Origin of the sequence: Agrobacterium sp. DSM 25558, from assembly GCF_900100825.1 — a bacterium.
GTDB lineage: Bacteria > Pseudomonadota > Alphaproteobacteria > Rhizobiales > Rhizobiaceae > Agrobacterium.
In genome coordinates, this window is the sequence record NZ_FMUD01000019.1 from 23,296 (window position 1) to 47,618 (window position 24,323).

At 59.2% G+C, this 24,323-nt stretch carries 22 protein-coding genes; 2 read left to right on the forward strand and 20 right to left on the reverse strand.

The window, feature by feature from the left end:
• Positions 1–46: 46 nt before the first annotated feature.
• From DSM25558_RS16565 to DSM25558_RS16620, 12 genes are all read right to left on the reverse strand, one after another.
• On the reverse strand, positions 47–628 hold the full coding sequence (locus DSM25558_RS16565; protein WP_077105866.1) for an exopolysaccharide biosynthesis protein: 582 nt from the start codon (positions 626–628) through the stop codon (positions 47–49).
• Positions 629–810: 182 nt separating this feature from the next.
• The gene (locus DSM25558_RS16570; protein ID WP_077105802.1) at positions 811–1,632 is read right to left on the reverse strand and encodes an ABC transporter permease; all 822 of its coding nucleotides are present in this window, start codon (positions 1,630–1,632) and stop codon (positions 811–813) included.
• On the reverse strand, positions 1,629–2,579 hold the full coding sequence (locus DSM25558_RS16575) for an ABC transporter permease (RefSeq protein WP_077105867.1): 951 nt from the start codon (positions 2,577–2,579) through the stop codon (positions 1,629–1,631). The genes DSM25558_RS16570 and DSM25558_RS16575 overlap by 4 nt, the downstream gene beginning before the upstream one ends.
• A gap of 229 nt (positions 2,580–2,808) precedes the next feature.
• Positions 2,809–4,347: an ABC transporter substrate-binding protein gene (locus DSM25558_RS16580; RefSeq protein WP_077105803.1), complete on the reverse strand. Its 1,539-nt coding sequence runs from the start codon at positions 4,345–4,347 to the stop codon at positions 2,809–2,811.
• 84 nt (positions 4,348–4,431) lie between these two features.
• A complete protein-coding gene (locus DSM25558_RS16585) occupies positions 4,432–5,331 on the reverse strand; it encodes a LysR family transcriptional regulator (RefSeq protein WP_077105804.1) in 900 nt (299 codons plus the stop codon).
• A 156-nt stretch (positions 5,332–5,487) separates the two neighbouring features.
• On the reverse strand, positions 5,488–6,237 hold the full coding sequence (locus tag DSM25558_RS16590) for an ABC transporter ATP-binding protein (RefSeq protein WP_077105805.1): 750 nt from the start codon (positions 6,235–6,237) through the stop codon (positions 5,488–5,490).
• Entirely contained in the window at positions 6,234–7,070 is an 837-nt protein-coding gene (locus DSM25558_RS16595; protein WP_077105806.1) for an ABC transporter ATP-binding protein, read from the reverse strand. The genes DSM25558_RS16590 and DSM25558_RS16595 overlap by 4 nt, the downstream gene beginning before the upstream one ends.
• The gene (locus DSM25558_RS16600; RefSeq protein WP_077105807.1) at positions 7,067–7,999 is read right to left on the reverse strand and encodes an ABC transporter permease; all 933 of its coding nucleotides are present in this window, start codon (positions 7,997–7,999) and stop codon (positions 7,067–7,069) included. The genes DSM25558_RS16595 and DSM25558_RS16600 overlap by 4 nt, the downstream gene beginning before the upstream one ends.
• A complete protein-coding gene (locus tag DSM25558_RS16605; RefSeq protein ID WP_077105808.1) occupies positions 7,996–9,063 on the reverse strand; it encodes an ABC transporter permease in 1,068 nt (355 codons plus the stop codon). Before DSM25558_RS16605 ends, DSM25558_RS16600 begins: the two co-directional genes overlap by 4 nt.
• An 18-nt stretch (positions 9,064–9,081) precedes the next feature.
• Positions 9,082–10,722 (reverse strand): ABC transporter substrate-binding protein, encoded by a 1,641-nt coding sequence (locus tag DSM25558_RS16610; RefSeq protein WP_077105809.1) that lies wholly within the window; start codon positions 10,720–10,722, stop codon positions 9,082–9,084.
• Positions 10,723–10,759: 37 nt separating this feature from the next.
• Positions 10,760–11,815 carry a dipeptidase gene (locus DSM25558_RS16615; RefSeq protein WP_077105810.1) on the reverse strand — a complete coding sequence of 352 codons (1,056 nt, stop codon included), beginning with the start codon at positions 11,813–11,815 and terminating at the stop codon, positions 10,760–10,762.
• A gap of 155 nt (positions 11,816–11,970) precedes the next feature.
• A complete protein-coding gene (locus tag DSM25558_RS16620) occupies positions 11,971–12,648 on the reverse strand; it encodes a phosphoribosyltransferase (protein ID WP_077105868.1) in 678 nt (225 codons plus the stop codon).
• 109 nt (positions 12,649–12,757) lie between these two features.
• On the opposite strand from DSM25558_RS16620, the gene DSM25558_RS16625 reads away from it, so the two are divergent.
• Complete coding sequence (locus DSM25558_RS16625; RefSeq protein WP_077105811.1) at positions 12,758–13,930, forward strand: M20 aminoacylase family protein; 1,173 nt, start codon at positions 12,758–12,760, stop codon at positions 13,928–13,930.
• Between the two features lie 127 nt (positions 13,931–14,057).
• Here DSM25558_RS16625 and DSM25558_RS16630 read toward each other — a convergent pair whose 3' ends face one another.
• The 8 genes from DSM25558_RS16630 to DSM25558_RS16670 form a co-directional block, all read right to left on the reverse strand.
• Positions 14,058–15,851 (reverse strand): adenine deaminase, encoded by a 1,794-nt coding sequence (locus DSM25558_RS16630; RefSeq protein ID WP_077105812.1) that lies wholly within the window; start codon positions 15,849–15,851, stop codon positions 14,058–14,060.
• Positions 15,848–16,774: a nucleoside hydrolase gene (locus tag DSM25558_RS16635; RefSeq protein WP_077105813.1), complete on the reverse strand. Its 927-nt coding sequence runs from the start codon at positions 16,772–16,774 to the stop codon at positions 15,848–15,850. Before DSM25558_RS16635 ends, DSM25558_RS16630 begins: the two co-directional genes overlap by 4 nt.
• A gap of 2 nt (positions 16,775–16,776) precedes the next feature.
• Entirely contained in the window at positions 16,777–17,802 is a 1,026-nt protein-coding gene (locus DSM25558_RS16640; RefSeq protein WP_077105814.1) for an ABC transporter ATP-binding protein, read from the reverse strand.
• Positions 17,795–18,574: an ABC transporter permease gene (locus DSM25558_RS16645; protein WP_045228261.1), complete on the reverse strand. Its 780-nt coding sequence runs from the start codon at positions 18,572–18,574 to the stop codon at positions 17,795–17,797. Before DSM25558_RS16645 ends, DSM25558_RS16640 begins: the two co-directional genes overlap by 8 nt.
• A complete protein-coding gene (locus DSM25558_RS16650; RefSeq protein ID WP_062452230.1) occupies positions 18,571–19,398 on the reverse strand; it encodes an ABC transporter permease in 828 nt (275 codons plus the stop codon). The genes DSM25558_RS16645 and DSM25558_RS16650 overlap by 4 nt, the downstream gene beginning before the upstream one ends.
• Positions 19,399–19,671: 273 nt before the next feature.
• Positions 19,672–20,694: an ABC transporter substrate-binding protein gene (locus tag DSM25558_RS16660; protein ID WP_077105815.1), complete on the reverse strand. Its 1,023-nt coding sequence runs from the start codon at positions 20,692–20,694 to the stop codon at positions 19,672–19,674.
• Positions 20,691–21,749: a LacI family DNA-binding transcriptional regulator gene (locus DSM25558_RS16665; RefSeq protein WP_077105816.1), complete on the reverse strand. Its 1,059-nt coding sequence runs from the start codon at positions 21,747–21,749 to the stop codon at positions 20,691–20,693. The genes DSM25558_RS16660 and DSM25558_RS16665 overlap by 4 nt, the downstream gene beginning before the upstream one ends.
• A gap of 125 nt (positions 21,750–21,874) precedes the next feature.
• The gene (locus DSM25558_RS16670) at positions 21,875–22,783 is read right to left on the reverse strand and encodes a LysR family transcriptional regulator (RefSeq protein ID WP_077105817.1); all 909 of its coding nucleotides are present in this window, start codon (positions 22,781–22,783) and stop codon (positions 21,875–21,877) included.
• A 96-nt stretch (positions 22,784–22,879) separates the two neighbouring features.
• Between DSM25558_RS16670 and DSM25558_RS16675 the strand changes: the two genes are divergently transcribed.
• Positions 22,880–24,067 (forward strand): acyl-CoA dehydrogenase, encoded by a 1,188-nt coding sequence (locus DSM25558_RS16675; protein ID WP_077105818.1) that lies wholly within the window; start codon positions 22,880–22,882, stop codon positions 24,065–24,067.
• Positions 24,068–24,323 lie beyond the last annotated feature (256 nt).

Genomic DNA, 24,323 nt, shown 5'->3' on the forward strand with positions numbered 1-24,323 from the left:
GTGCTGACATTTTTCTAGAGCCCGTGTCAAACAAGGCAAGGTACGCTCACCCCAACAATGGTCCTACCACGAAATAAAGCGTGGCCTTTGCGATGCCATAGATCACACCGCTGACGACCGCCACCGAGATCACCGAGAGAACCCCGCCGATGAGAGCGAACAGACCATCCCGTTCCAGAAGAGCGAAGGAGAAACAACAGATTGCGATAGCGGGCAGGATATTGCCGAGCGGGATGGGCAAGGCCAGAATGACGGCAAGAAGCAGACATACGAGGCCGATCAGCCGTTCGCAAACCGGAGAAAGCAAGACTTCCATGCGCGGTTTCAAAAGCTTTTGAACCCACAGCAAAACAGGGACGATCTTTTGCACCACACGTGCAAAATCTTCCCGCGCCAGCGAACGATCCGCAATGACGCGCGGCAGCCGCGGGCTTTTGCCCGCAAAAAGCTGGGCGGCGAGAAAGACCAGAGGTGTGCCTGTTATGGCCGATGTACCGGGGGGTGTCGGCACGATATTCGGCAGCGCAAAGACCAGCATCAATGCGCCAAAGGCGCGGTCTCCCATGGCGGAGAGAAGATCGCCGACAGCAATGCGTGCGCGGCTTTCATCGCCAGCCAGCGCTTGCAGAATATCGACAAGACCGACTTTGGGCGCATCGGGTTCCGCCAAGGTCGGCTCGACATCATCGACCGATAGAGCGGGATTGTCCGACAGGCGCAGCATAGGTTTCAACTCCAGAATTGTGGCTCCGCTGTAACAGACCAATGGCGGCAGCAATACGACATTTGCCTCACATTGTCGTTGTTTCGCTAGCGGCGCAGCTTGGGGTCGAGCAGATCTCGCAGGCCATCGCCCAGGAGATTGAAGCCCAGAACCGCCAAGGCGATTGCCAAGCCGGGGAGGATCGCGAGCCAGGGAGCGGCGGAGAGATAGGTCTGCGATTCCCACAACATCCGCCCCCATGTGGGTGCGGGTGGTGGCATGCCGAGACCAAGGAAGCTGAGGCCAGCTTCGGTCAGGATGGCAAGCCCTAGCTGGATGCTGACCTGCACGATGATGAGGTTGGTGAGGTTCGGCAGAATGTGGGTGAAGGTAATGCCGCCCCTGCTCCGCCCTAGGCTTTCCGCTGCCAGCACGAAATCCCGCGCCCATAATTGCAAGGCAGCCGCGCAGGTCAGCCGGGCAAACACCGGCACCATGAAGGTGGCGATTGCGAGGATGGCGGTGAAGCGACCGGAGCCGATGAAGGCACCCAGCATCATTGCCGAAAGGATGGGTGGCAGCGCGAAGGTGATGTCGCAAAGCCGCATCAGCAAAGCCTCCACGATACCGCGTTGCGCAGCGGCAAATATGCCGACCAGCGTGCCAATGGTCGCGCCGATGGCCACGGCCATGACGGCGGTGGAGAGCGAATTCCACGCCCCGACCATCAGCAGGGAGAGAATATCTCGGCCAAAGTGATCCGTGCCCAGCAGGCCTTGCACCAGCGGCGGCTTCAGCTTGGCGACGATGTGCATTTTTGTCGGCACCTGCGGCGTCCAAACAAGGGAGAGCAGCGCAATGGCCAGCAGAGCGCCGGTGATGGTGGCACCGGTCAGGAGGATGACACCGCGGCGATTAAAGCGTCTCATGCGGCACGCGCCCGCAAACGCGGGTCGATCAGCAGATAGGCCATATCGACAAGGAAGTTCATGGTGATGACGAGCGCGCAGAAGAACAGCACGACAGACTGCATGACGACGATGTCACGCTGTGTCAGCGCCTGATAGGCGAGACGCCCGAGGCCGGGCAGATTGAAGACATTTTCCACCAGCACTGTGCCTGCGATCAGGAAGGTGAATTGCAGGCCGATCATGGTGATGACAGGGATCAGCGCATTGGGCAGAACGTGTTTCCACAAGGTCGCGGTCTCACCAATGCCCTTGGCGCGGACAGTCCGCACAAAATCCTCGCTCATCACCTCCAACATGGCCGAGCGGCAGACCCGCGTCAGCACACCCGCTTGAGAAATGGCCAGCGCCACCGCCGGAAGCACGAGCGCCTTCAATGCCGCACCCGCCCCTGCCTGCCAGCCGGGAAAGCCGCCAGCGGGCATCCAGCCGAGCGTGCTAGAGAAGAGCAGGATCAGCAGTAGCCCGACCCAGAAACCAGGAACGGCAATGCCCGCATGGGAAAACAGACCGCAGAGAAAATCGATGGCGCCACCTCTGTAGCGCGCGGCAAGGACACCGAGTGGGAGCGCCATGAGGATGGACAGGCCGACGGCGATGAGGGCGAGTGGGAGGGTGACGATGAGCCTGTCGAGGATGAGCCCGGCCACTGGAACGCCGTAGGTATAGGATTGTCCAAGGTCACCTCGGGCCATGGCGACGAGCCATTGCAGGTAGCGTAGGGCCAGAGGCTGATCGAGGCCCATCTGTTTTTGCAAAGCCGCGAGTGTATCAGGGCTGGCCGAGGTGCCAAGCATGATGGCGGCTGGGTCGCCGGGAAGCAGGCCCATGACGAAGTAGATGAGGAAGGAGACGGCCAGCAGGGTGATGAGAAGGGTGAGGATGCGTTTGGCGATGAGGGCGATCATGTTGAGGCCCGGTATATAGGGCGATGGGTGTGGCTTACCCCCCTCTGTCCTGCCGGACATCTCCCCCTCAGGTGGGGAGATCGACTCGTTGAGACCTCTTGCCCATTCTGAACGTCGCTAATGGAGTGAGGAGCATGCCTTTGGCCGATCTCCCCCCTTGAGGGGGAGATGTCCGGCAGGACAGAGGGGGGTAAGCCCCACCCGCCATCACTATACGACAAACACAACATCACTCTTCCCAATGCACTTCCGTCAGCACATTCGACGGGATCGGCTCGTTCTCCCACAGCCCCTGAATCTTCTTGTCCCAAACCCCAAGCTTTGGCATGACGAAGAGAAACAACGCCGGCACATCCTGCGCCAAAATCTTTTGCGCGTCCCGATACAAGTCTTCCTGCTCCACCGGATCGGCGGTCAGTTCGACGTTCTTGATGATCTCGTTGAAGGTTGGGTTCTTGTAGTTGAAGTAATAGGGATCGCGGGAAAAGATATCGATATCCATCGGTTCGGCATGGGCGACGATGGTCATTTCGTAATTGGCACCTTTCAGAACATCCGACACCCATTTGGCTGGAAATTCCGTTGTTTCGATGGTCATCGTCACGCCAATTTCGGCAAACATGGCTTGCAGGACCTGCGAGGTGCGCTGTGAATAGGCCATCTGCGGAGCCTTGATGGTAAAGGAAAGGCCGTTGGGGTAACCCGCTTCAGTCAGCAACGCTTTCGCCTTTTCAGCATCATAGGGCAGCGTGCCGGTGGTATCGACATAGCCGCGATCATTGGGGGTATAATGGCTGCCGATGGCCGTGCCGAAGCCTGACCATGCGCCCTCGATGACGGTTGCGCGGTCCACCGCCATCATCAGCGCCTGCCGCACGCGCTTGTCGTTGAAGGGTTTGACGGCATTGTTCATGCCCGCGACGACCTTCAACTCCGTGTTGCCGATGAAGGTGCCGAGCCGCGCATCGCCATCGAAGGAACCCATCAATTCCGGTGCCCCGAACTCGGGAAAGGCATCGACATCGCCGGATTTCAGCGCTGCGGCCTGCGCCTGCGGATCTGGAATAAAGCGGAAGGTTGCCTTATCCAGCGCAACGGTCACGGACCTGTTCCAGTAGTCCATGTTGCGCGACAGCTCGACCTTTTCGCCCTTGGCCCAATTGACGAATTTAAACGGTCCGGTGCCGATGGGTATCGTCTTGTTAGTCTCGGCAGATTTGGTGCCGACCATGACAGAGGCGGGCCAGCCGAGCCAATAGAGCAGGCTGCCGGAGGGTTGCTTCAGTTTGAGGACCAGCGTCGTCGCATCTGGCCTTTCGATGCTGGCGATGGCTGAAAAGAAGCGTTTCTGCGGATTGATGGACGCTTCGCCGCGCGCGCGTTCCAGCGACGCCTTGGCAACAGAAGAATCGAAAGTCTCGCCGTCGTGGAATTTAACGCCCTCACGCAGCTTGAATGTGTATGTCTTGCCGTCTTCGGAAATCTCCCAGCTGTCTGCCAGTTGCGGCTGGATTTTGCCATCCTTGTCTATGGTGACGAGGCCTTCAAAAATATTCTGCCATGTGACTTGGCCGATGAAGACGTTAGCGCCAGCTGTCGGGTCAAGCCCTGCGGGCTCTGTGCCCATGCCTATGGTGATGGAATTTTTAGCAGCCGCAAAAGCCACCGTGGCGGGCAGCATGGCTGAAAGCGTGGTGGCAACGGTAAGGCCCAAGGCCAGGCGGCGTGTGAGGTTTACCGATTGCAAAAGCATGCTGCGCATCATCATCGTCTCCGGTCGAGTGGCGCAAACATTTTGTGTTCAGCGCGTTGCGAAAATCGCTACACGACATCAAGGGTAAAAATCAACCGCCTATTTCGACAGATTGCCCATAAAGGTCTCAATAAAGCTGGCAAGCATTGCGGCGGCGAAGGACAATTCACGGTCCGGTGCAACACACAGCTCCATGTTTGTGCGCACGCCCTTGGTGCCACTCAGGGGGATCGCGACCATCTGGCCGGACTTAATTTCGCGTGCAATCGCAAGGGCTGGCAGAAGCGTCACGGCGGCTTGGTCCAGCACCAGTTCTTTCAGCAGTTCCAGTGAGCTTGCGGTGAAGACCGGGTCCAGCGCGATACCGGCTTGCGCAAACAGCGCATCGAAGGCCTGCCGTGCCGCGAAGGTTTTTTCCGGCAGCGCCATGGGAATCGTGGCAAGTTCCTTCAATGAAATCTTAGGTTTACTTGCTAGTGGGTGCGCTGCGGGAAGGATGACATCATAGCCAATCTCTCGCTTTGCGAGGATTTTGACCTCTGATGTTTTGGGCGCAAACAGCGTGATGGCGATATCAGCCTGCGCTGAGACCAGCGCATCGATGGCCTGACGAGCGCTGGTGATATGCACCTCGAAACGCAGTTTCGGGTAGGTCTGGCTGAATTGCGAGAGCGCCGGCGCCAGCAGGCTGGCGACGGTTGCGCCGTTGGCATAGATCGTGGCACGCCCGCGCTCCAGCCCCTTGAGATCATCGATCAACTGGTGGACGTGACCGAGCTCACGCAGGGTCTTTCCGGCACGTTCCGCCAGAAGCTCCCCCGCTGCCGTCAAGGTCACGCCGCGGCTGGAACGCTCCACCAGCGGCGTGCCGAAATACTCTTCCAGATTTTCGATCTGGCGGCTGACGGCGGTTGGCGCAACATTGAGATTTTCCGCCGCCGCGCGCATGGAATTGGTGCGGACGAGCTCATCGAAATACATCAATGCGCGTAGGTTCATGGTGACGGTGCCCCCTCATTCCTGTGCCCGTCACAGGAATCTAGTCAGCCCAAGTCTTTGGGCTGAAAGAACTCTTTCGCCACGCAGACGCGCGGCACTGGATTCCTGTGACAAGCACAGGAATGAGGGAGGTTGTAGCAGCATCACCGCCACGCCTCAATCGCGGACAAATCCCTCACTCGCCACCAGCAACTGCCGCGTATAATCCGCCTCGAACGTCCGGCTTTCCAGCGCCTCGACATCCAGCATCTCCACCACCTTGCCGCTTTTCATCACCGCAAGCCTGTCGCACATGTGGCTGATGACGCCGAGGTCGTGGCTGACCATGAGGAAGGTGAGGTTGCGGTCCTCGCGGGCCTGTTCCAAAAGGTTGAGGATTTCGGCCTGGATGGAGGCGTCGAGCGCCGATGTAGGCTCATCAAGCAGCAGGATTTTCGGCTCGAGGATCAGCGCGCGGGCAATGGCGATGCGCTGGCGCTGACCGCCGGAAAGCTGGTGGGAATAGCGGAAACGGAAGCCGGTTCCCAAGCCCACCTCATCCAGCGCGCGGGTAATGCGGCCTTCCTTATCGTCCATACCGTGGATTGTCAGCGGCTCCAGCAGCAGCGCATCCACAGTCTGACGCGGATGCAGCGAACCATAGGGGTCCTGAAACACCATCTGCACATCGCGGTAGAAGCTCTTCTCGCGGAATTTGCTTTTGTAGGCCCGCCCCTCCACCATGAGGCTGCCCTCATCGAAGTGGTTGAGACCGGCAATGGCGCGCAAAAGCGTGGATTTGCCCGAACCGGATTCGCCAACGAGGCCGAAGGATTCGCCTTGGGCGACATCGATGCTGACACCATCGAGCGCGATATGGCCGTCGAAATCCACCAGCAGATCGGAAACGGAGAGAACTGTGGTCATAGGCGCCACTCCACCTGGCGTTCCAGAACCGGCAGCGGATGCCTGTTTTCCCCGATCTTCGGCAGGCAGTTGAGCAGACCGCGCGTGTAGGGATGCTGAGCATTGTCGAGATTGGCTGCCTGAAGTTCTTCCACCACGCGGCCCGCATACATGACGATGACCCGGTCGCAGAAGGATGAGACCAGTCGCAAATCGTGCGAGATGAAGATGAGGCCCATGCCGCGGTCACGCACCAGCCTGTCGAGAATGCCGAGCACCTCCAGCTGTACCGTCACATCCAGTGCCGATGTCGGTTCGTCGGCAATCAGCAGTTCCGGGCCGCAGACCAGCATCATGGCGATCATGACGCGCTGTCCCATGCCGCCGGAGACTTCGTGCGGATAGAGCTCGTAGACGCGCTCCGGCTCGCGGATCTGCACGGCCTCCAGCATGTCGAGCGCGCGCTGTTTGGCCACCGATGTGCTGATGCGCTCATGCGTCTGCAGGGTTTCCACGATCTGGCGACCGATAGGCATGACCGGGTTCAGCGAATATTTCGGGTCCTGCAGGATCATGCCGATGCGCTTGCCACGAATGCTGCGGCGCTGCTTGGCCGACGCTTTCAGCAAATCGATATCGCCAAAACGCAGGGCATCTGCCTCGATTTTCGCGGCAGACGGTGTCAGCCCCATGATGGCGCGGCCGGTCTGGGATTTGCCGGATCCGGATTCGCCGACGATGCCGAGACGCTCCTTGCCGAGCGTAAACGACACGCCGCGCACGGCTTCCACCAGCCCGGTGCGGGTGGGAAAGGAGACGCGCAGGTTTTCGACGGTCAGAAGCGGCGCACTCATTGGCCTGCCTCCTTCGGGTCCAGCGCATCTCGCAGACCATCGCCCAACAGGTTGAAGCCCAGGCTGACGATGAGAATGGCAATGCCCGGCATGGCCGCAACCCACCATTGATCGAGAATGAAGCGGCGACCGGATGCGATCATCGCGCCCCATTCCGGCAAGGGCGGCTGTGCGCCAAGGCCGAGAAAGCCGAGACCGGCGGCCGTCAGAATGATGCCCGCCATATCCAGCGTCACACGCACGATGAGCGATGACATGCAGAGCGGCATGACGTGTTTGAGCACGATGCGCCACGGCGACGCGCCCATCAGTTGCACCGCCGCGATGAAATCGGAATGGCGGAATGTCATGGTTTCGGCGCGGGCAATGCGGGCATAGGGCGGCCATGAGGTGATGGCGATGGCCAGCACCGCGTTCTCGATGCCCGGCCCGAGCGCGGCCACCAGTGCCAGCGCCAGAACAAGTTTGGGGAAGGCCAGAAAGATATCGGTGATGCGCATCAACACGGCATCCACCCAGCCACCGGCGTAACCGGCCACGGTGCCGACGATGAGACCAACGGGGGCGGCGATGATGGCAACCAGCAGAACCACGAACAGCGTCAGCCGCGAGCCATGAATGAGGCGCGAGAGAATATCGCGACCCTGATCATCCGTGCCGAGTAGGTAGCCTGCACTGCCGGGTGGTAGCAGGCGGGCATTGCGCAGATCACCTTGCACAGCAGAGTGCGGTGCCAGTACATCGGCAAAAATGGCGACCAGAACCAGCGCGAGAATGATGCCTAGCCCGGCCAAAGCCAACCGGTTTTCCGAAAACCGCCGCCAAATGACATAGGCACGGCCAAGCCGGGCCTGCCCGCGCGAGGCGGGGCGGTCGGACAGCAGCCATTCGCGGCTATAGGGTTTTAGTGGTGTCGAAGCTGTCGTCATCGGCTGCGCGTCCTTGGATCGAGCGTCCGGTAGAGCAGATCGGACAGAAGATTGATGCTGATGAAGACAGCGCCAATCACGATGGTGCCGCCGAGAACGGCGTTCATATCCGCATTCTGCAAGGAATTGGTGATGTAGAGGCCAAGCCCCGGCCACGAGAAGATGGTTTCCGTCAACACCGATCCTTCCAGCAACCCGGCATAGGACAGCACGATGACCGTCAACAGCGGCACGGCGGCATTGCGCAGCGCGTGAAACCAGATGATGCGGGTTTCCGACAGGCCCTTGGCGCGGGCAGCGACGATGTACTCCTGGCTCAGCTCATTGAGCATGAAGGAGCGCGTCATGCGGCTGATATAGGCCAACGAGAAATAGCCCAGCAATCCGGCGGGCAGAATGATGTGGCGGAAGAGGTCCCACAGCACATCCCATTGCCCCTGCCAGAAGGCATCCAGCAGGTAAAAACCGGTGACCGGGGTGAAGGTAAATTCGTAGACGATATCCATACGACCGGGATAGGCGACCCAGTTGAGCTTGGCGTAAAACACCAACAGCGCCAGCAGGCCAAGCCAAAAGATCGGCACGGAATAACCGACAAGACCGATGATGCGCACGATCTGGTCGATGATGCTGCCGCGCTTGACGGCGGCGAGAACACCCAGCGGAATGCCGAAGACGGCACCGATCAGCGTGCCGATGGTGGCAAGCTCTATGGTGGCGGGAAAGACGCGGATGATATCGGTCATCACAGGATTGGTGGTCAGCACGGACGTGCCGAAATCACCAGACAGCGCCTGCTTGATATAGAGGAAAAACTGCTGCCAGAGCGGCAGGTTGAGGCCGAGTTCTTCGCGCACCCGCTCCACCACATGGGCAGGCGCACGATCCCCCACGATCGCGAGAGCGGGATCGATGGGGATGACGCGGCCAATAAAGAAGGTCACCGCCAGCAACCCCAAAAAGGTGGTGATGACGGTGACGAGGAAGCCGATGACGGCAGTCAGGCGCTTGTTGGCGCGGCTTTTGCCGCGCCTTGGCCTTGGCACTGTTTCAATGATGGTCACTGGATCAATCCTGCCGGACTATTCCTTGGAGACCGGGTAGACGTAGTTGGTATCGAAGCTCGGTCCAAGCTTCAAACCTTTGACCTTGTTGGAGAAACCGGCAATTTCCGTCTTCTGCTCGATGACGACGAACGGGCCGCTTTCCAGAACCTTCTTCTGAAGGTCCTGATACATGGCGGCGCGCTTGGCGTTGTCTTTCTCCAACAGCGCAGCCTGCGTTTCCTTCGTCAGTTCAGGAACGTCCCAGGCATTGCGCCATGCCAGCGTCTTGTTCTTGCCTTCGTCGGAATTGTCATAATTGATGGTGAAGGTTTCGGCATTGGAGTTCGGGTCGAAATAGTCGGAACCCCAGTCACCGATGTAGATGTCGTGCTGGCGCGCACGATATTTCGTTAGCGTCTGCTTGCCATCGCCGGGAATGATTTCCAACTTGATACCGACCTGCGCCAGGGTCTGCTGAATGTTCTCGGCAATGCCTGTGACCGGCTGGGTGTTGCGCACATCCATGGAGACGGTGAAGCCGTCCTTCAGTCCTGCCTTTGCCAGCAATTCCTTGGCTTTGGCGACATCCAGCTTGAAGGGATTTTCATCCAACGCACCCAATTGGCCCTTTGGCAGGAAGGTCTGGTGGACCTCTCCGATACCCTTGATAATGGTCGCACCGAGACCTTCATAATCAATGAGATATTTGAAGGCTTCAACGACCTCAGGCTTTTTCAGATACTCGTTCTTCTGGTTCAGGCCGAGATAATAGACCGTACCCTTTGGCGCGGAAATAACGGTAAAGCCATCCTTCTTGGAAACGGCGTCCATGTCACCGGGCTCAAGGTTGCGGGCAACATCGATATCGCCATTTTCCAGCGCCAAACGCTGACCGGAGCTTTCCTTCATGTGACGATAAACGACACGCTTCAGCTTTGGCTTTTCTGCGTAATAATTCGGGTTGGCTTCCAGAATGACCGCTTCGTTGGCCTTCCAGCCAAGGATTTTGTAAGGGCCGGAACCGGCAAAACCGGTCTTGAGGAACTCGTTGCCGAAATCGCTGTCATATTTGTAATCGGCGCTTGGCGTAACGGTCTTGGCCTTTTCCATCACCAGCTTCTTGTCCACCACGGAGGCAACGGTTGCCGTCAAAACGTTGAGAACGAAGCTTGGCGCATAGGGCTTATCGACCGTCAGTACGAATGTGTTGGCGTCAGCAGCTTTTGCCTTTTCCGTGACGTTATCGCCCTTGAGGCCGAACTGCGTCAGAAGGAATGCAGGCGATTTGTCCAGCTTGACGGCACGCTCGATGGAGAAGGCAACGTCATCAGCCGTCAGCGGATTGCCGGAGGCGAATTTGAGGCCCTGCTTCAGCTTGAATGTGTAGGTCAGACCATCTTCCGATGTCGTCCAGCTCTCGGCCAGATCGCCTTTGACCTTGGATGTATCAGCGATATCGATGGATACGAGCTTGCTGTAGGTGTTGCCGGTGACTTCTGCTGTCGTGATCTCGAACGCCTCGCCCGGATCAAGCGTGATGATGTCGTCGATGGCGAAACCTTCAACCAGTGTATCGGCAGGCGTTGCCGCAAAGGCCTGTGGTGCCGCAAGAGAGAGCATCGAAAGGGCCACGCTGGTGGCAAGGATGCGGGCGGCTTTGTTGAGCGATTTGTTCATCGTCTTCCCCTGTTTGTGTCTTTGTGTCTACCCGGTCTCAGGCCGGCTCGTGCCATGCCTGAGCCAAAACGCGCAGCCAGTTTTCCCGGCAAATTTTAGCAAGGTCTTTATCAGCGTATCCTGCAGATTTGAGTGCCGCAACAAGATTATTGTTGCCCTTAGCATCGCGGATTTCCGCTGGAACCGTCGCTCCATCGAAGTCTGAACCCAGTGCCACGCAATCAATGCCCATGCGATCGACCATGTAATCGATATGCTGGACCATGGCGGAAAGCGGCGTGTTGGCGTCATCGCGCGCATCCGGGCGCAGCATGGTCACGGCGTAGTTGAGGCCAACAAGTCCGTTGCTTTCCTTGATGGCGTCCATCTGCTTATCGGTGAGATTGCGCGCCACGGGCGTCAGAGCATGGACGTTGGAATGGCTGGCGATCAAGGGCTGATCGGTGGTTTTTGCCACGTCCCAGAAGCCTTTTTCGGTGATATGTGCGAGATCGATGAGAATGCCGAGCTGATTGCAGCGTTTCACCAGCTCAAAACCGGCATCGGTCAGGCCGGGTGCGGTATCCGGCGACATGGGATAGGCGAAGGGCACGCCGTGGCCGAAAATATTGTGGCGGCTCCAGACCGGGCCGAGCGAGCGCAGGCCTGCGGCATAGAACACATCCAGCGCATCGAGATCAGCGGCAATCGCCTCGCAGCCTTCCATGTGCAACACGGCGGAGAAGATACCGTTGGCCATGGCTTGGCGGATTTCAGCAGTCGAGCGGCAAAGCCTCCAGCCGCCCGCCTGATCGAGACGCAGCGCAATGGCGGCTTTTTCCAGCGCGATATCGAGCGATGGCTGGCGCTCCAGCGGGGCTGCAAGCGGGGTGACGTAATGGCCTGAAGCATCAGGCTCCTGAAGGATCAGATCGCCGGAGGGAATGTAGATGGCGCAGATGCCACCGGCCAACCCGCCCGCCTTGGCACGCGGCGCATCGATATGGCCCTCATACGTGCCCTGCATGAATTCGGCGACGGGATCGCTCCCCATTTTGGCATTGCGCCAGAGACGCAGGAGCACATCATTATGACCGTCGAAAACAAGTTGCATGCAGACATTCCAAACGGCGCGGCCGTTTTTTTATTTAAAGCCATGGGCTTACTCAATCGGTGACGATCCTAGGCCCATCGCCCAAGGCTTCGCAAGTCAGAAATTGAGCAGGATGAAAAAATAGCCATTCAACGACTACCGCCGATTGGTACCCGTCAGAAAATCCAACCGTCGCCTGCCTTTTTCAGCAGAGGTGTGGTGAAAACACCCTGCACCCTGCCCGGCCACTGGGTGCCGAAATCTGCCAGTCTTTCGCGCCACCTATCCGATTGCAACATGGCGGCACCGATGACCACGGGCACGATGTTGGAGGCAGCGAGAAGCGACAAACCGGCAACGATAGAGGTACCGCTGGAGATAACATCGTCCACCAGAGCAACCCGCCTACCCTCCAGAAGTGGAAGCATGCGCGGGTCGATATAAAGACGCTTCTGCTGTTGGGTGGTGATGGAGGACATGGGGACGGAGAGTTCGTCCAGGTACCAGAATTTCCGTGACGTCCCGAGCGGCACATAGCGGCTGTGACCGAGGCGACGCGCGACCTCTGCCGCAAGCGTGAGGCCTAGCGTCGGAAGGCCGACGACGACGTCCACATCGAAGTTTGCAAGCTTTTGCGCCAGATCATCCGCCAAAGCTTCTACAACGAGAAAAGACGCCTGATTGATGATGAGCGATGCGAGCGCGTGTTCCCCATCGGCCAGCGGGCGGATCGGCAGGCGCAATTGCCTGCCATCATCGAGCGTGACCGGGAAGAAACCGGAATGGGGACCGGCAAGATCGAAGCTGCCGGGCGCGTGGATTTCCTGCCAGAACTCGTGCGGCTTCATGACCATTCCTTTCACTCCGATATTATTTCCGTTTTCCCAGTCGGTCCTATTAATTTTCAGGGTCTTCTGCACTAGAAAAAGAAGACCGTTTCGACTTTGCAAGGAAAGACCGCCCATGACCCCGCTCGCCCGGTTCGGAAACGACCTGCCCTTTCTGACCGCTTTGCGGCGAGACCTGCATGCTCACCCCGAACTCGGCTTCGAAGAAGAGCGCACCAGCGCGCTGGTTGCCAGGCATCTGGAGGAGGCCGGGATCACGATCCATCGCGGTCTGGGCAAAACCGGTGTCGTCGGCACGCTTCAGGTCGGCAACGGCACGCGCCGCATCGGGCTTCGGGCAGACATGGATGCGCTCGCCATGCCTGAGATGGCCGACCGCCCCTATAAATCGACTATAGCAGGCAAGATGCATGCCTGCGGCCATGATGGGCACACGGTGATGCTGCTGGGTGCTGCCCGGCATCTGGCCGAGAGCCGCAATTTTTCCGGTACCGTGCACTTCATCTTCCAGCCAGCCGAAGAAGGACGCGGCGGTGCGAAACAGATGGTGGAGGACGGGCTGTTCGAGCTTTTCCCCTGCGATGCCGTCTATGGCCTGCACAACATGCCGGGGCTGGATGTGGACGAGATGGCCGTGGTCGAAGGGCCGCAACTGGCCTCTTCCGATAGCTGGCGGGTGACATTCAAGGGTATCGGCACCCATGGTGCAAAGCCACATCTGGGGCGCGACCCGATCACGGCGGCAGGTAGCTTTTTGGCCGCGCTGCAAAGCATCGTCGGTCGCGTGGTCGATCCGCTGCAACCCGCTGTCGTCAGTGCCTGTTCGGTGCAGGCGGGTGATCCGAAAGCGCTGAACGTTATTCCGGATATTGTCGAAATCGGCGGAACGGCGCGGGCTTATTCGGCGCATGTCCGCGACCAGCTGGAAGAGGAAATCGGACGGCTGGCAAAGGGAACCGCTGCCATGTTCGGCATCGAGGCAACTTACGACTTCATCCGCCGCATTCCGCCCGTGATCAATGATGCGGACGCGACCAGCCGTGCGCTCAAAGCGGCACAAAGCGTTTTCGGCGAAAAGGTACGGACGGCCTTCCCGCCATCAACGGCTGGCGATGACTTCTCGTTCTTCGCGAGTAAAGCGCCGGGCTGTTACGTCTGGCTCGGCAACGGACCTGCGGTTGACGGCGCGCTGCACCACAACACGTCCTATGATTTCAACGATGACGCGATTGCATCGGGTGTGGCCTTCTGGACGACTCTGGTGGAGCAGGAACTGGCGGGAGAATAGACGCAATAGCTTCCCTCTAGCGTCATCCTCGGGCTCGTCCCGAGGATCTAACGAACCGCCGACATTCAACGTGATTAGATACTCGGGACAAGCCCGAGCATGACGGACGTGAGGACGGAGTACGCCTTTAAGCCAAAATCTCCAGCACCGGCGTTTCCATCACCCTGCCCGTCAGCACATCGGCAATGCCCATATCCGTCTGGTGCGGGCCGATGTTGCACGCAAGTGTTGCACCGAAGCAGGCCTTGAATACCAGATAAGGTGGCTGCCATTCCACGATTTGGCCGACCGCATCGCGCACGGCTTCAAAACCCGACGCGACATCTTCCAAACCTGCGTCCGAGACGAGGCCGGAGAGTGATAACGGCAACAGCGCCGTGACCTTACCGCCGGATGCGACGGCCATGCCGCCGCCTGTCTTGATGACGGCGTTCGCGGCAACTGCCATATCATCCGCATTGCCGCCGAAGACTGTCAGGTTATGGCTGTCATGCGCGACCGTCGTGGCGAAGGCACCAACCCATTTTCCCCAGCCGGTGAGGAAACCGGTTCTGGTGACGGGATCGGCTTTGCCGTGACGGTGGGTGACGGAAATCATCGTTGTGCCCTCGGGCGGCACCACGAAACCGTTTTCGACGGCAGCTTCCGCCTCTCCCCATTGGGTGAAACGCGGCTTGTCGATGGTAGCGAGCTTGACCCTTTTGCCTTCGGACTTGACATTGAAATCTGAGGGCGAACGGGGCGTGAGCTTCACAGAATGCTTGAGCGGTGCCGCGTCCATTTCGGTTAGATCGACCAGCATTTTGCCACTTTCAGCAACCGGCGTGCCGCTGGCCAGCACATGGCGTGGGGCAAATTGCGACAGGTCTTCGAAAACGGCGATATCGGCCCTGCGACCGGCGGCGATGAGGCCGAGATCGTTGCGTTGCAAACGCATGGCCGCATTCAGCGTGGCCGCGCGCAATGCCCATTCGGGTTTCAGGCCATAACGCACCAGCCGCCGCACGACATCATCCAGCCCGCCGTTCTTAGCGAGATCGTCCGGGAAAACATCGTCGGTGCACAGCGTCAGCGTTTGCGGCAGGTGGCCGAGCGCGTTCAAGGCTTGCACGAATTCCGGCAGGAGGTGGTCGTGTGAACCGCGCAGCTCGATGGTCAGCCCGGCCCGCAGCTTTGCCATGAGATCGGCGGCGGATGTCAGCTCGTGATCGGAGGTGATGCCCGCCGCCATGAAGGCGTTGAGATCGGCACCATCAAGACCGCGGGCATGGCCGCAGATCAGCTTGTCGGAAAACAGGCCTTCCTGAAGAATGGCGCTCATGCGCGGATCGCGCTCGATGACGCCGCGCATGTTCATGACTTCGGCAACGCCGCCGACTTCTGGCCAGAACAGCATTTCCGCCATGGCGGAAGCGTCGAAATCTCCGCCCGCCTGTTCCAGTCCCGGCGCTGACGGCACCGACGATGGTGCCAGCAGTATGGCCCGCAACGGCAGCCCTTTGCTGGCTTCCGCCGCCCAGCGCACGCCATCGATGCCGTGGACGTTGCCAAATTCATGCGGGTCCCAGACGATGGTTGTCACCCCGCGTGGGACAACGGCACCGGCGTAGGCGGCGGGCGTCACCATGGAGCTTTCGACATGCATATGCGTGTCGATCAGCCCCGGCGAAACGTAAGCGCCCGTCGCATCCAGAATCTGTGCGGCATCTGTGCGGCTTCCAGCCTCGTGGACGCTGGCAATCAGCGGGCCGACAATGCCGATATCGGCCAGACGAAGCTCGCCTGTGACAACATCGACAAGCGTACCGCCGCTGATCAGGATATCGAAGGGCTGGTCGCCACGCGCTGCCGCCACGGTGCGGGCGCGTAACGCGTCATCGATCATCCCGTCACGATCAACGATAATGGTCTGTTGTTTCATCGGCTTGCCTCCTGACGCAGGGCATCGAGAATGATGGATTTGGCACTGATAGCATCGACCGTTTCGGCAAATTGCGCGTTGAAACGCTCCGCATGGGCGGCACGCGCTTCGACCACGGTTCGACCACGCGTGAGAGTGCCGTGGAGCTCGACATCGATGCACGCCTTTTTCCAGCCGATGCAATCCGGAGCCACGAGGGCAACGGCTGCACAGGGGTCATAAAGCGCCATCGCATTTCGCCCGCGGCTGGTGGCAATGTTGATGAAGCCTTCCAGCATATCGGCGATCAAGCCTGCATTCTTACCACCGGCCGCGCGAATGGGCGCAACATCGGATAGCCCGGCCGTGACCTTGCGGCAGAGATCGAGATCGACCATGCGTAGGGGCAGACCGTGGGCGATTACGATGGCTAATGCCTCAGGATCAGCAAAAGCGTTGAATTCCGCAGATGCCGTGTGATTGCCAGCTGTGACGCCGCCACCCATCCAGATGAGGTCTGTGATGCGGGCGGCAAGGTCTGGCTTCGCGAGGCAGATGGCGGCGATGTTTGTGAGGGGGCCGAGCGCAAGAATGCGCTTGTCCTGGCCGCCATTTTCCAGCCAATCGCAAAGCGACTGAAACGCATCGCTGTGCGGCAGATCGGCAGCGTCGGGCAGGCCTGTGCCAACCGTTGGAATGCCGGTATCGCCGAGAATGGTTTGTGCGGTCTCCAGCTTTCCAAGAACGGGATTTTCGCGGCCCGTGTGGATGGGGAAGTCCCAGCCAAAAGCCATTTTCGCGCTGGCAGCATTTCGGCGCACCTGCGCAAGCGGTGCGTTGCCGAACACCAGCGAGAGTCCATCTATCTGAAGCCCTTGAGACGTCGCCACCATGATGGCGGCGATGTCATCGAAGCCCATATCGCAATCGATCCAGATACCCATGATCAGCTGAACACTTTCAGGCTGGCTGCTTTCCTGACCGGGAGGTCGAAGGCAAGCGGTGTACCGATGTCCTGCACAGGCAGTCCGGCATCGACCTCGGCCTTAATCGGCCCAAGCGGTGTATCCAGCAAATATTCGCGCGTGTTGCCCGCAAAAGACGTGCCGCGCACGGTTCCCTCGAAAGGTCCTGAACCGAGGGTCACCATGCGCGGCCTCCAGGCAAGTCCCGCCGTACTCGGAACCTGACCGGAAAGGGCAATGCGGCCATTGTCTGTTTTCAGTTCGTCACCTTCCAGACGAAAGATGTTTTCAAAGCCAACGAAGTCAGCCACGAAGGACGAGACAGGTGCGTTGTAAATCTCTTCCGGCGTGCCGATCTGCTCGATCGCACCATTCTTCATCACCACGATGCGGTCCGCGAGCGCCAGAGCCTCGACCTGATCATGCGTGACGAAAATCATGGTGACGCCGGTGGCCTTCTGGACACGCTGAAGTTCGGTACGCATTTCAAGCCGTAGTCGCGCGTCGAGGTTCGACAGTGGTTCGTCCAACAGCAGGACCTTGGGGTCCATGACCATGGAGCGAGCCAGCGCCACGCGCTGCTGCTGGCCGCCGGAGAGTTCCGCCGGTTTGCGCGAGGCGAAAGCGGACAGGCCGACGGATTTCAGGCCGGATGCGACTTTGTCATCCAGCACAGAACCCTTCATCCCCTTCAGCTTCAAACCGAAGGCGACATTTTCGTAGACCGTCAGATGCGGAAACAGCGCGTAGGACTGGAACACCAGCCCCACCGCCCGCTTGTTGGCGGAAACGCGGGTAATATCGGCACCGTCAAGATCGATGCGCCCGCCCGCAACCGGCATCAACCCGGCGATGGCGCGCATGGTCGTGGTCTTGCCGCAGCCGGAGGGGCCAAGCAATGCCAGCAGTTCACCCTTGCGGATATCGAGGTTCAGGTCTTTCACGGCAACGGAGTTGCCATAGGCCAGCGACAGGTTCTGGAGCGAAAGGTATTTTGCATCAGACATAACGAGAGAACCCCAGAAAACGTTCGGCCATGAAAACAATGCCGATGGACAGGAAGGCGAGCAGCGAAGAGAGGGCTGCAACGGATGGGTCGAAGACGATTTCCATATAGCCCAGCATATCGATGGGCAGGGTGCGCACGCCGGGGCCGGAGAGGAACAGCGACACCGGCACCTGATTGAAACTGGTCACGAAGCCCAGAATGAAGGCCGAGAGAATGCCGCCCCTGATATTGGGCAGCACGACGCGGAAGAATGCGCCCAGCCGCGACGAGCCGAGCAGCACGGCTGCTTCCTCGATATCCGAGCGCAGATTGGTGAGACTGGCCGACACGACGCGCACCGCGTAGGGCAGAATGAGCGCCGTGTGCGCGAGGAACAGCGCCAGCGTAATTCCAATGCCGAAGGGCACGACGAAATAACGCAGCAGCGCCAGGCCGACGATAATGCCGGGGACGATGATGGGGGCCGAGACGATGGTGCGGATGGTTTCCGAAAAGGGGAGCTTGTAGCGCGACATGGCGTAGGATGCGGGCACACCGAGGATCAGCGCTGCGAATGTGCCGCCAATGGCCAGAAACATCGACATTGCAAAGCTTTCGCGGAAACTTTCGACCGTGAAGACCTTGGCGATCCACTTCAGGGAAAAGCCCTGCGGCGGAAAGGCCAGCGTATCGCCCGCCGAAAAAGAGGCCGCGACGATGATGAGGAAGGGACCGATCAGAAAGCCGATGACCAGCGCCAGCGTGAGCGGAATGAAGAGGTGCCGGGTCATTTCTTGTTCCTTGCCGTGGCGATGCGCTTGAGCAGGATATTGGCCGCAAAGCTCATGACGATCAGAATGAAGGCGATGACGCTGGCGGCAACGAAATTGTTGGAGACCGTAACCTGCTGATAGAGCAGCGTTTCCAGCATCAGAACCTTGGAGCCGCCGAGAATGGCGGGCGTGATATAGGCCGTCAGCGAACCGGTGAAGACCAGCGTGCCGCCAACGACAAGACCTTCCTTGGTCAGCGGCAGAATGACCTTCCAGAACACCTGCAACCAGTTGGCCCCGAGCACCCGCGAGGCGGCGATGACGTCTTTCGGCATGTTTTCCAGCGCGCTGATGAGCGAGATGATCATCAGCGGCAGGAACAGTTGCAGAAGGCCAATGAAAACGGCGGTTTCGGAAAACAGAATGCGGATCGGTGCATCGGTGAGGCCCACCAGCTTCAGCAACTCGTTGACCATGCCGGTGCGTCCGAGAATGACGATCCACGCATAGGTGCGAGCCACGGGCGAGATCATCAACGGCAGAATGACGAGGTTGATCATGTGGCCTTTGGAGTTGGCTGGTAGGTTGACGATGGCGAAGGCCGCTGCGTATCCGATGATGGCGGAGACGACGGTGACGAGCGCGCCGAGCTTCAGCGTGCGCAGGAACACGGCCCGGTTCAGCGGATCGAAAAAGAAATCCACATAGGCCTGAAATGTCCAGCCATCGGCGGTGCGAAACCCTTCCGACAGCAGAATGAACACGGGCACAAGAAACACCGCCGCCGCAAAGATCGCGGCGGGCAAGGCAAGCGCCAAGGCTTCAGCCCGGTTTTGAAACATGGAGTCTTCTCCGGTGTTGAAATGTCTCCGCCTGCGTACAGATGGAGTGTTTTGTTATTCAGCGTCGGTGGGTGCCGGCCCCCTCTGCCCTGCCGGGCATCTCCCCCTCAGGTGGGGAGATTGGCTGGGCGCGCCGTCACAGTCCAACCGCGACGTTCACTGGAAGAGGAAGGGTTGCCCAGGGTCGATCTCCCCCCTTGAGGGGGAGATGTCCGGCAGGACAGAGGGGGGTGACGTGCGCCAGCACGTAACAACCACACCCAGCAACCGTCCTTACTGACCAACCTTCGCATTCCACTCCGACAACCACTTATCGCGGTTATCCAGCGTCGCAGCAGACGGAATGAGCTGGAGGCTTTTGGCCGTCTCATCGCCATAGGTGATGTTGTTGGCTACCTCGTCAGAGACCTTCACCTCCTTGTTGGTCGGGCTATCCACCAGCTTTTCGGCCAGCGCCTTCTGCACATCCGTCGAGAGCCAGAAGTCCATGAACTGAAGCGCCAGGTCTTCGTTCTTGCCATTCTTCGGCACCACGAGAACATTCATGCCGCCGGTCTGACCTTCCTTGGGCGTTGCCCATGCCAGTGGCAGGTCAAGCTTGGTGAACGGCGCCCAGGAGAAACGACCGATGGGGGCTGCCCAGATTTCTTCCTGCTGCATCAATTGCACCAGCTGTGAGGACTTCACGTAGAAGGTGACGATCTCGTCCTTCTTTTCGCCAACCGCCTCGATAGCGCCGCTGAGATCAGCCGTATCCTTGCCGATGGCCTTGCCCAGCATATAGAGCGCGGGCGGGCCCTGATTGGTGGTGACGTTCGGGAAGGCGACGTGATCGACCACGCCATCCTTCAACAGGTCTGCCCATGACTCGATCTTCATCTTGTCGGTGCGGTAGACGATGGAGGTGGCGTAGAAGTTGACGCCCACGCTCATGCCATCGCCATTCGGGTCCTTGGCGATGTCATAGAGCTTGCCGACATTCGGCACCTTGGAGGTATCGATCTTCTGGACCAAGTCCTTGCGGGCGGCGGACAACGCGTCGGCCATGGAAACGATGGCGAGATCGATGACCGGGCTTGCCTTGTTGGCTTCCATCTTGGCCAGACGCTCGACGCTGTTGCCGGTTTCGACCACCAGCTTGCAGCCGCACTTGGCTTCGAACGGCGTGTAGACCAGTTCCTTGAACTCGTCCTGCGCGAAGGCGTAGACGGAAATCGTCAGCGTCTTGTCCTGCGCCTGCGCGGCACCCATGGACAGCATCAGCGCCGTACCGGATGCCAGAATGATCTTCTTCATGATGTGAGTTCTCCTGCTGTCGAGGTTTTGTTGGATGTCTGCTTCTTATGATTGGGTCCGCAAGAGCTTCTGATGATGAGCTGCATTGCGACTTTCGAGACATCGGCGACGACGCCTCCCGAAACGGGGCGGTCTTCGGCATCGATGCTGCGCACCAGAGCGGTGACGGCCAGATCGGCGACACGCGCCATATCCATGCGAATGGTCGTCAGCGCCGGCGTGACGACAGGCGCCCAGATGAGATCGTCAAAGCCTGTGACGCTGGCCTGTTCCGGCACGGTCACGCCATCACGCTGCAATTCGGTCAGAACGCGCAGCGCGTGAAGATCCGAAACCGCTGCAAAGGCGGTGGAGCCCTGCGCCACCTTCTGCGCGACGCCCAGGGGACACCCTGCCCCACCCTGTTTCTCCACAGACGCAATCCACAGCGTCTCTGTCCGCGCCGCGCTGCCAAGCCCGGATCTGATGCCGCCGATGCGGTCGTTCTGGACGTTGGAGTCGGGATTGTTGCCGATGATGACCACCTTGTCGTGGCCCAGTTCCGCCAGATGCCGACCGATCTGAACGCCACCATCCCAATGATCGGCGGAAACCGTATTGCCAGGGGTGGAGGGAGAATCGATGACGGCCACGGGGCAATCGACATTGCCGATGCGGGTACCGCGCCGTGGCACGATGACCATGCCTTCGACGCCGCGTTCGATGAGGCGGTTGATCGCTTGCGTCTGCTTGGCGACATCGCCATGGGAGTCCGCAATCAGAACACCATAACCGGCATCGTCAGCTGCCTTTTCGATGGCTTGGGCGATCTGCGGGAAGAGCGGATTGGCGATATCCGGTAACACCAGACCCAGAACGCCGCTTCTGCCCGTACGCAGGGCACGACCGGCGATGCTTGGCACATAGCCCAGTTCTGCTGCCTTCAAGCGTATCTTATCTGAGAGTTCTGCGGACACGCGACCCTTGCCGGAAAGCGCATTGGAGACCGTCGCCGCAGACACACCCAGTGCCGAAGCGATTGCCGTCAGATTTGCGCCTGCACGACCAGAGGTCATGGCTTATCCATCCGCATGATTAAACGTTTAATCAGCGTAATTCGAAAGCGCGTTTTTGTCGAGTCGGTTACGGGTGAATTTCTGCGGGAAAACTCTAAGTGGCGAAAACAAGGGAGAAATTATTATCAATCCCTAGTCCAAAACGCCTCGACCTCAGCCAGAAGCCACTGCTTGAACAGCACCACGGGCGCATGGTTGATGCGCGAAAGCGGAGCGACGGCATAGTAAGAACTGGGGCTTTTGACCTGATGGGCGAAGGCAGCCACCAGTTGCCCGGCTTTGAGTTCGATATCGATCAGAAACAACGGCATCAGCGCCACACCCAAGCCTGCGATGCAGCCCTGCGCCACGCTGGAGAATTGTTCGAACCGCATGGCGGGTGCGTTTTGTGCGCCAAGCCCGAGGCTCTGGAACCAGTGGTCCCATGCACCGGGTCTCGACGCCATATGCAGCAGCGGCAGGGTCGAGATATCCTGCGCCTTGGCAATGGGGTGCGTCGCCAGAAAGGATGGGCTGCACACCGGTGCCACCATCTCATCCATCAGAAACGTGCTTTCCGCCGCTGGCCAATCCGGCTGGCCGATATGGATGGCCATATCGAGGCCTTCCTTTTCGAAATCGAACTGGCCGATACGGGTGGCGAAATTGAGCGTGATTTCCGGGTGTGCCGCCACGAATTTGGGAATGCGCGGCAACAGCCAGCGCGTGCCGAAGGTGGGCAGCATGGCAAGGTTCAGCGTGCTGCCATGCGTTTTGGTCATAATCTGCAAGGATGCGGAGCGGATATCGCCCAGCGCCGTGCCGATGGCTTTGGCATAGGTCTGGCCCTCGGCAGTCAGCGAAACACCGCGCGCTCCACGATCGAACAGCCGAACGCCAAGCTGTTCTTCCAGCGACAGAACCTGCCTGCTGATGGCCCCTTGCGTCAGCGAAAGCTCATCTGCGGCCAGCGAAAAACTGCCCAGCCGCGCCACGGAATCAAAGGCGGCGAGTGCGCTGGTGGAGGGCAGAAGTTTGCGGCTGAGCGAGGTCATGGCGCATTCCTATCGGTAATAGCAAAATGAGTAAACATGGCTTGCCGCGACGCTGCCAAATGCCAATAATCGACACAGCAATTTTGGAGATTTACCGTGAGCGAACGCACAGCATTCAATTGGCAGGACCCGTTTCTTCTCGAGGACCAACTGACCGAAGACGAGCGGATGATCCGCGATACGGCAGCGGCCTTTGCCCAATCGGAGCTTCTGCCACGCATCAACGAAGCCTACCTGTCGGAAACATCCGAGCCTGAACTGTTCCGCCTGATGGGTCAGACCGGACTTCTGGGCGTCACACTGCCTGAAAAATATGGTGCCGCCGAAGCCAGCTATGTCGCCTACGGCCTCGTGGCCCGCGAAGTAGAGCGCATCGATAGCGGCTATCGCTCGATGATGAGCGTGCAGTCCTCGCTCGTCATCTACCCCATCTTTGCCTATGGCTCGGAAGAGCAGAAGGACAAGTATCTGCCCGGCCTCGTATCCGGTGAGCTGATTGGCTGTTTCGGCCTGACGGAGCCGGATGCCGGTTCCGACCCGAATGGCATGAAGACTCGCGCCGAAAAGATTGCAGGCGGATACCGCCTGCGTGGCTCCAAGATGTGGATCTCCAATTCGCCGATTGCCGATGTCTTTGTCGTCTGGGCAAAATCGGAAGCGCATGACAATCATATCCGCGGCTTTGTGCTGGAAAAAGGCATGAAGGGCCTGTCCGCACCGAAGATCGGCGGCAAGCTGTCGCTGCGTGCGTCGATCACTGGCGAAATCGTTATGGATGGTGTCGAAGTGGGCGAAGATGCGTTGCTGCCTGGCGTTTCTGGCCTCAAGGGTCCGTTTGGCTGCCTCAACCGCGCTCGCTACGGCATTTCCTGGGGTGTGCTGGGTGCTGCCGAAGACTGCTGGTTCCGCGCCCACCAATATGGCATGGACCGCAAGCAGTTCGGCAAGCCGCTGGCGGGCATGCAGCTTTACCAGAAGAAGCTGGCCGATATGCAGACGGAAATCACGCTTGGCCTTCAGGCGTCCTTGCGCGTCGGTCGTCTGTTCGATGAGCACCGCATGGCCCCGGAAATGATCTCCATCGTCAAGCGCAACAATTGCGGCAAGGCGCTGGATATCGCCCGTCAGGCCCGCGACATGCACGGCGGCAACGGTATTCAGATCGAATATCACGTTATGCGCCACGCCCAGAACCTAGAAACGGTCAACACCTATGAGGGAACGCATGATGTGCACGCTCTGATTTTGGGTCGCGCTCAGACGGGCATTCAGGCGTTCTTCTGAGATTAACAATCAGAACAACCGGCGGTGCCATGCTGCCGGTTTTTGCTGCGATGCGAAATAAATAATACTTTTTAATGGGCTGACCGGTTGAAACCGCCGCCGCACGAATTAATATAGAGATGTCATCATCGTCTCTGGCAATCCATTTGCCATATCCGGTATCGCTGCCCTCGATTGTCCCGCCACGGAAGACACGTCATACAGCGCCGGTAAATTCCGAGACCGCAATTAAACGAAGCATCGGCACCGTGCCGGT

Bases quoted from the DNA above. Each gene is read 5' to 3' on its own strand.
- DSM25558_RS16570 (WP_077105802.1), bottom strand. From the start codon at position 1,632: ATGAGACGCTTTAATCGCCGCGGTGTCATCCTCCTGACCGGTGCCACC.
- DSM25558_RS16575 (WP_077105867.1), bottom strand. From the start codon at position 2,579: ATGATCGCCCTCATCGCCAAACGCATCCTCACCCTTCTCATCACCCTG.
- DSM25558_RS16580 (WP_077105803.1), bottom strand. From the start codon at position 4,347: ATGATGATGCGCAGCATGCTTTTGCAATCGGTAAACCTCACACGCCGC.
- DSM25558_RS16585 (WP_077105804.1), bottom strand. From the start codon at position 5,331: ATGAACCTACGCGCATTGATGTATTTCGATGAGCTCGTCCGCACCAAT.
- DSM25558_RS16590 (WP_077105805.1), bottom strand. From the start codon at position 6,237: ATGACCACAGTTCTCTCCGTTTCCGATCTGCTGGTGGATTTCGACGGC.
- DSM25558_RS16595 (WP_077105806.1), bottom strand. From the start codon at position 7,070: ATGAGTGCGCCGCTTCTGACCGTCGAAAACCTGCGCGTCTCCTTTCCC.
- DSM25558_RS16600 (WP_077105807.1), bottom strand. From the start codon at position 7,999: ATGACGACAGCTTCGACACCACTAAAACCCTATAGCCGCGAATGGCTG.
- DSM25558_RS16610 (WP_077105809.1), bottom strand. From the start codon at position 10,722: ATGAACAAATCGCTCAACAAAGCCGCCCGCATCCTTGCCACCAGCGTG.
- DSM25558_RS16615 (WP_077105810.1), bottom strand. From the start codon at position 11,815: ATGCAACTTGTTTTCGACGGTCATAATGATGTGCTCCTGCGTCTCTGG.
- DSM25558_RS16620 (WP_077105868.1), bottom strand. From the start codon at position 12,648: ATGGTCATGAAGCCGCACGAGTTCTGGCAGGAAATCCACGCGCCCGGC.
- DSM25558_RS16625 (WP_077105811.1), top strand. From the start codon at position 12,758: ATGACCCCGCTCGCCCGGTTCGGAAACGACCTGCCCTTTCTGACCGCT.
- DSM25558_RS16630 (WP_077105812.1), bottom strand. From the start codon at position 15,851: ATGAAACAACAGACCATTATCGTTGATCGTGACGGGATGATCGATGAC.
- DSM25558_RS16635 (WP_077105813.1), bottom strand. From the start codon at position 16,774: ATGGGTATCTGGATCGATTGCGATATGGGCTTCGATGACATCGCCGCC.
- DSM25558_RS16640 (WP_077105814.1), bottom strand. From the start codon at position 17,802: ATGTCTGATGCAAAATACCTTTCGCTCCAGAACCTGTCGCTGGCCTAT.
- DSM25558_RS16645 (WP_045228261.1), bottom strand. From the start codon at position 18,574: ATGACCCGGCACCTCTTCATTCCGCTCACGCTGGCGCTGGTCATCGGC.
- DSM25558_RS16650 (WP_062452230.1), bottom strand. From the start codon at position 19,398: ATGTTTCAAAACCGGGCTGAAGCCTTGGCGCTTGCCTTGCCCGCCGCG.
- DSM25558_RS16660 (WP_077105815.1), bottom strand. From the start codon at position 20,694: ATGAAGAAGATCATTCTGGCATCCGGTACGGCGCTGATGCTGTCCATG.
- DSM25558_RS16665 (WP_077105816.1), bottom strand. From the start codon at position 21,749: ATGACCTCTGGTCGTGCAGGCGCAAATCTGACGGCAATCGCTTCGGCA.
- DSM25558_RS16670 (WP_077105817.1), bottom strand. From the start codon at position 22,783: ATGACCTCGCTCAGCCGCAAACTTCTGCCCTCCACCAGCGCACTCGCC.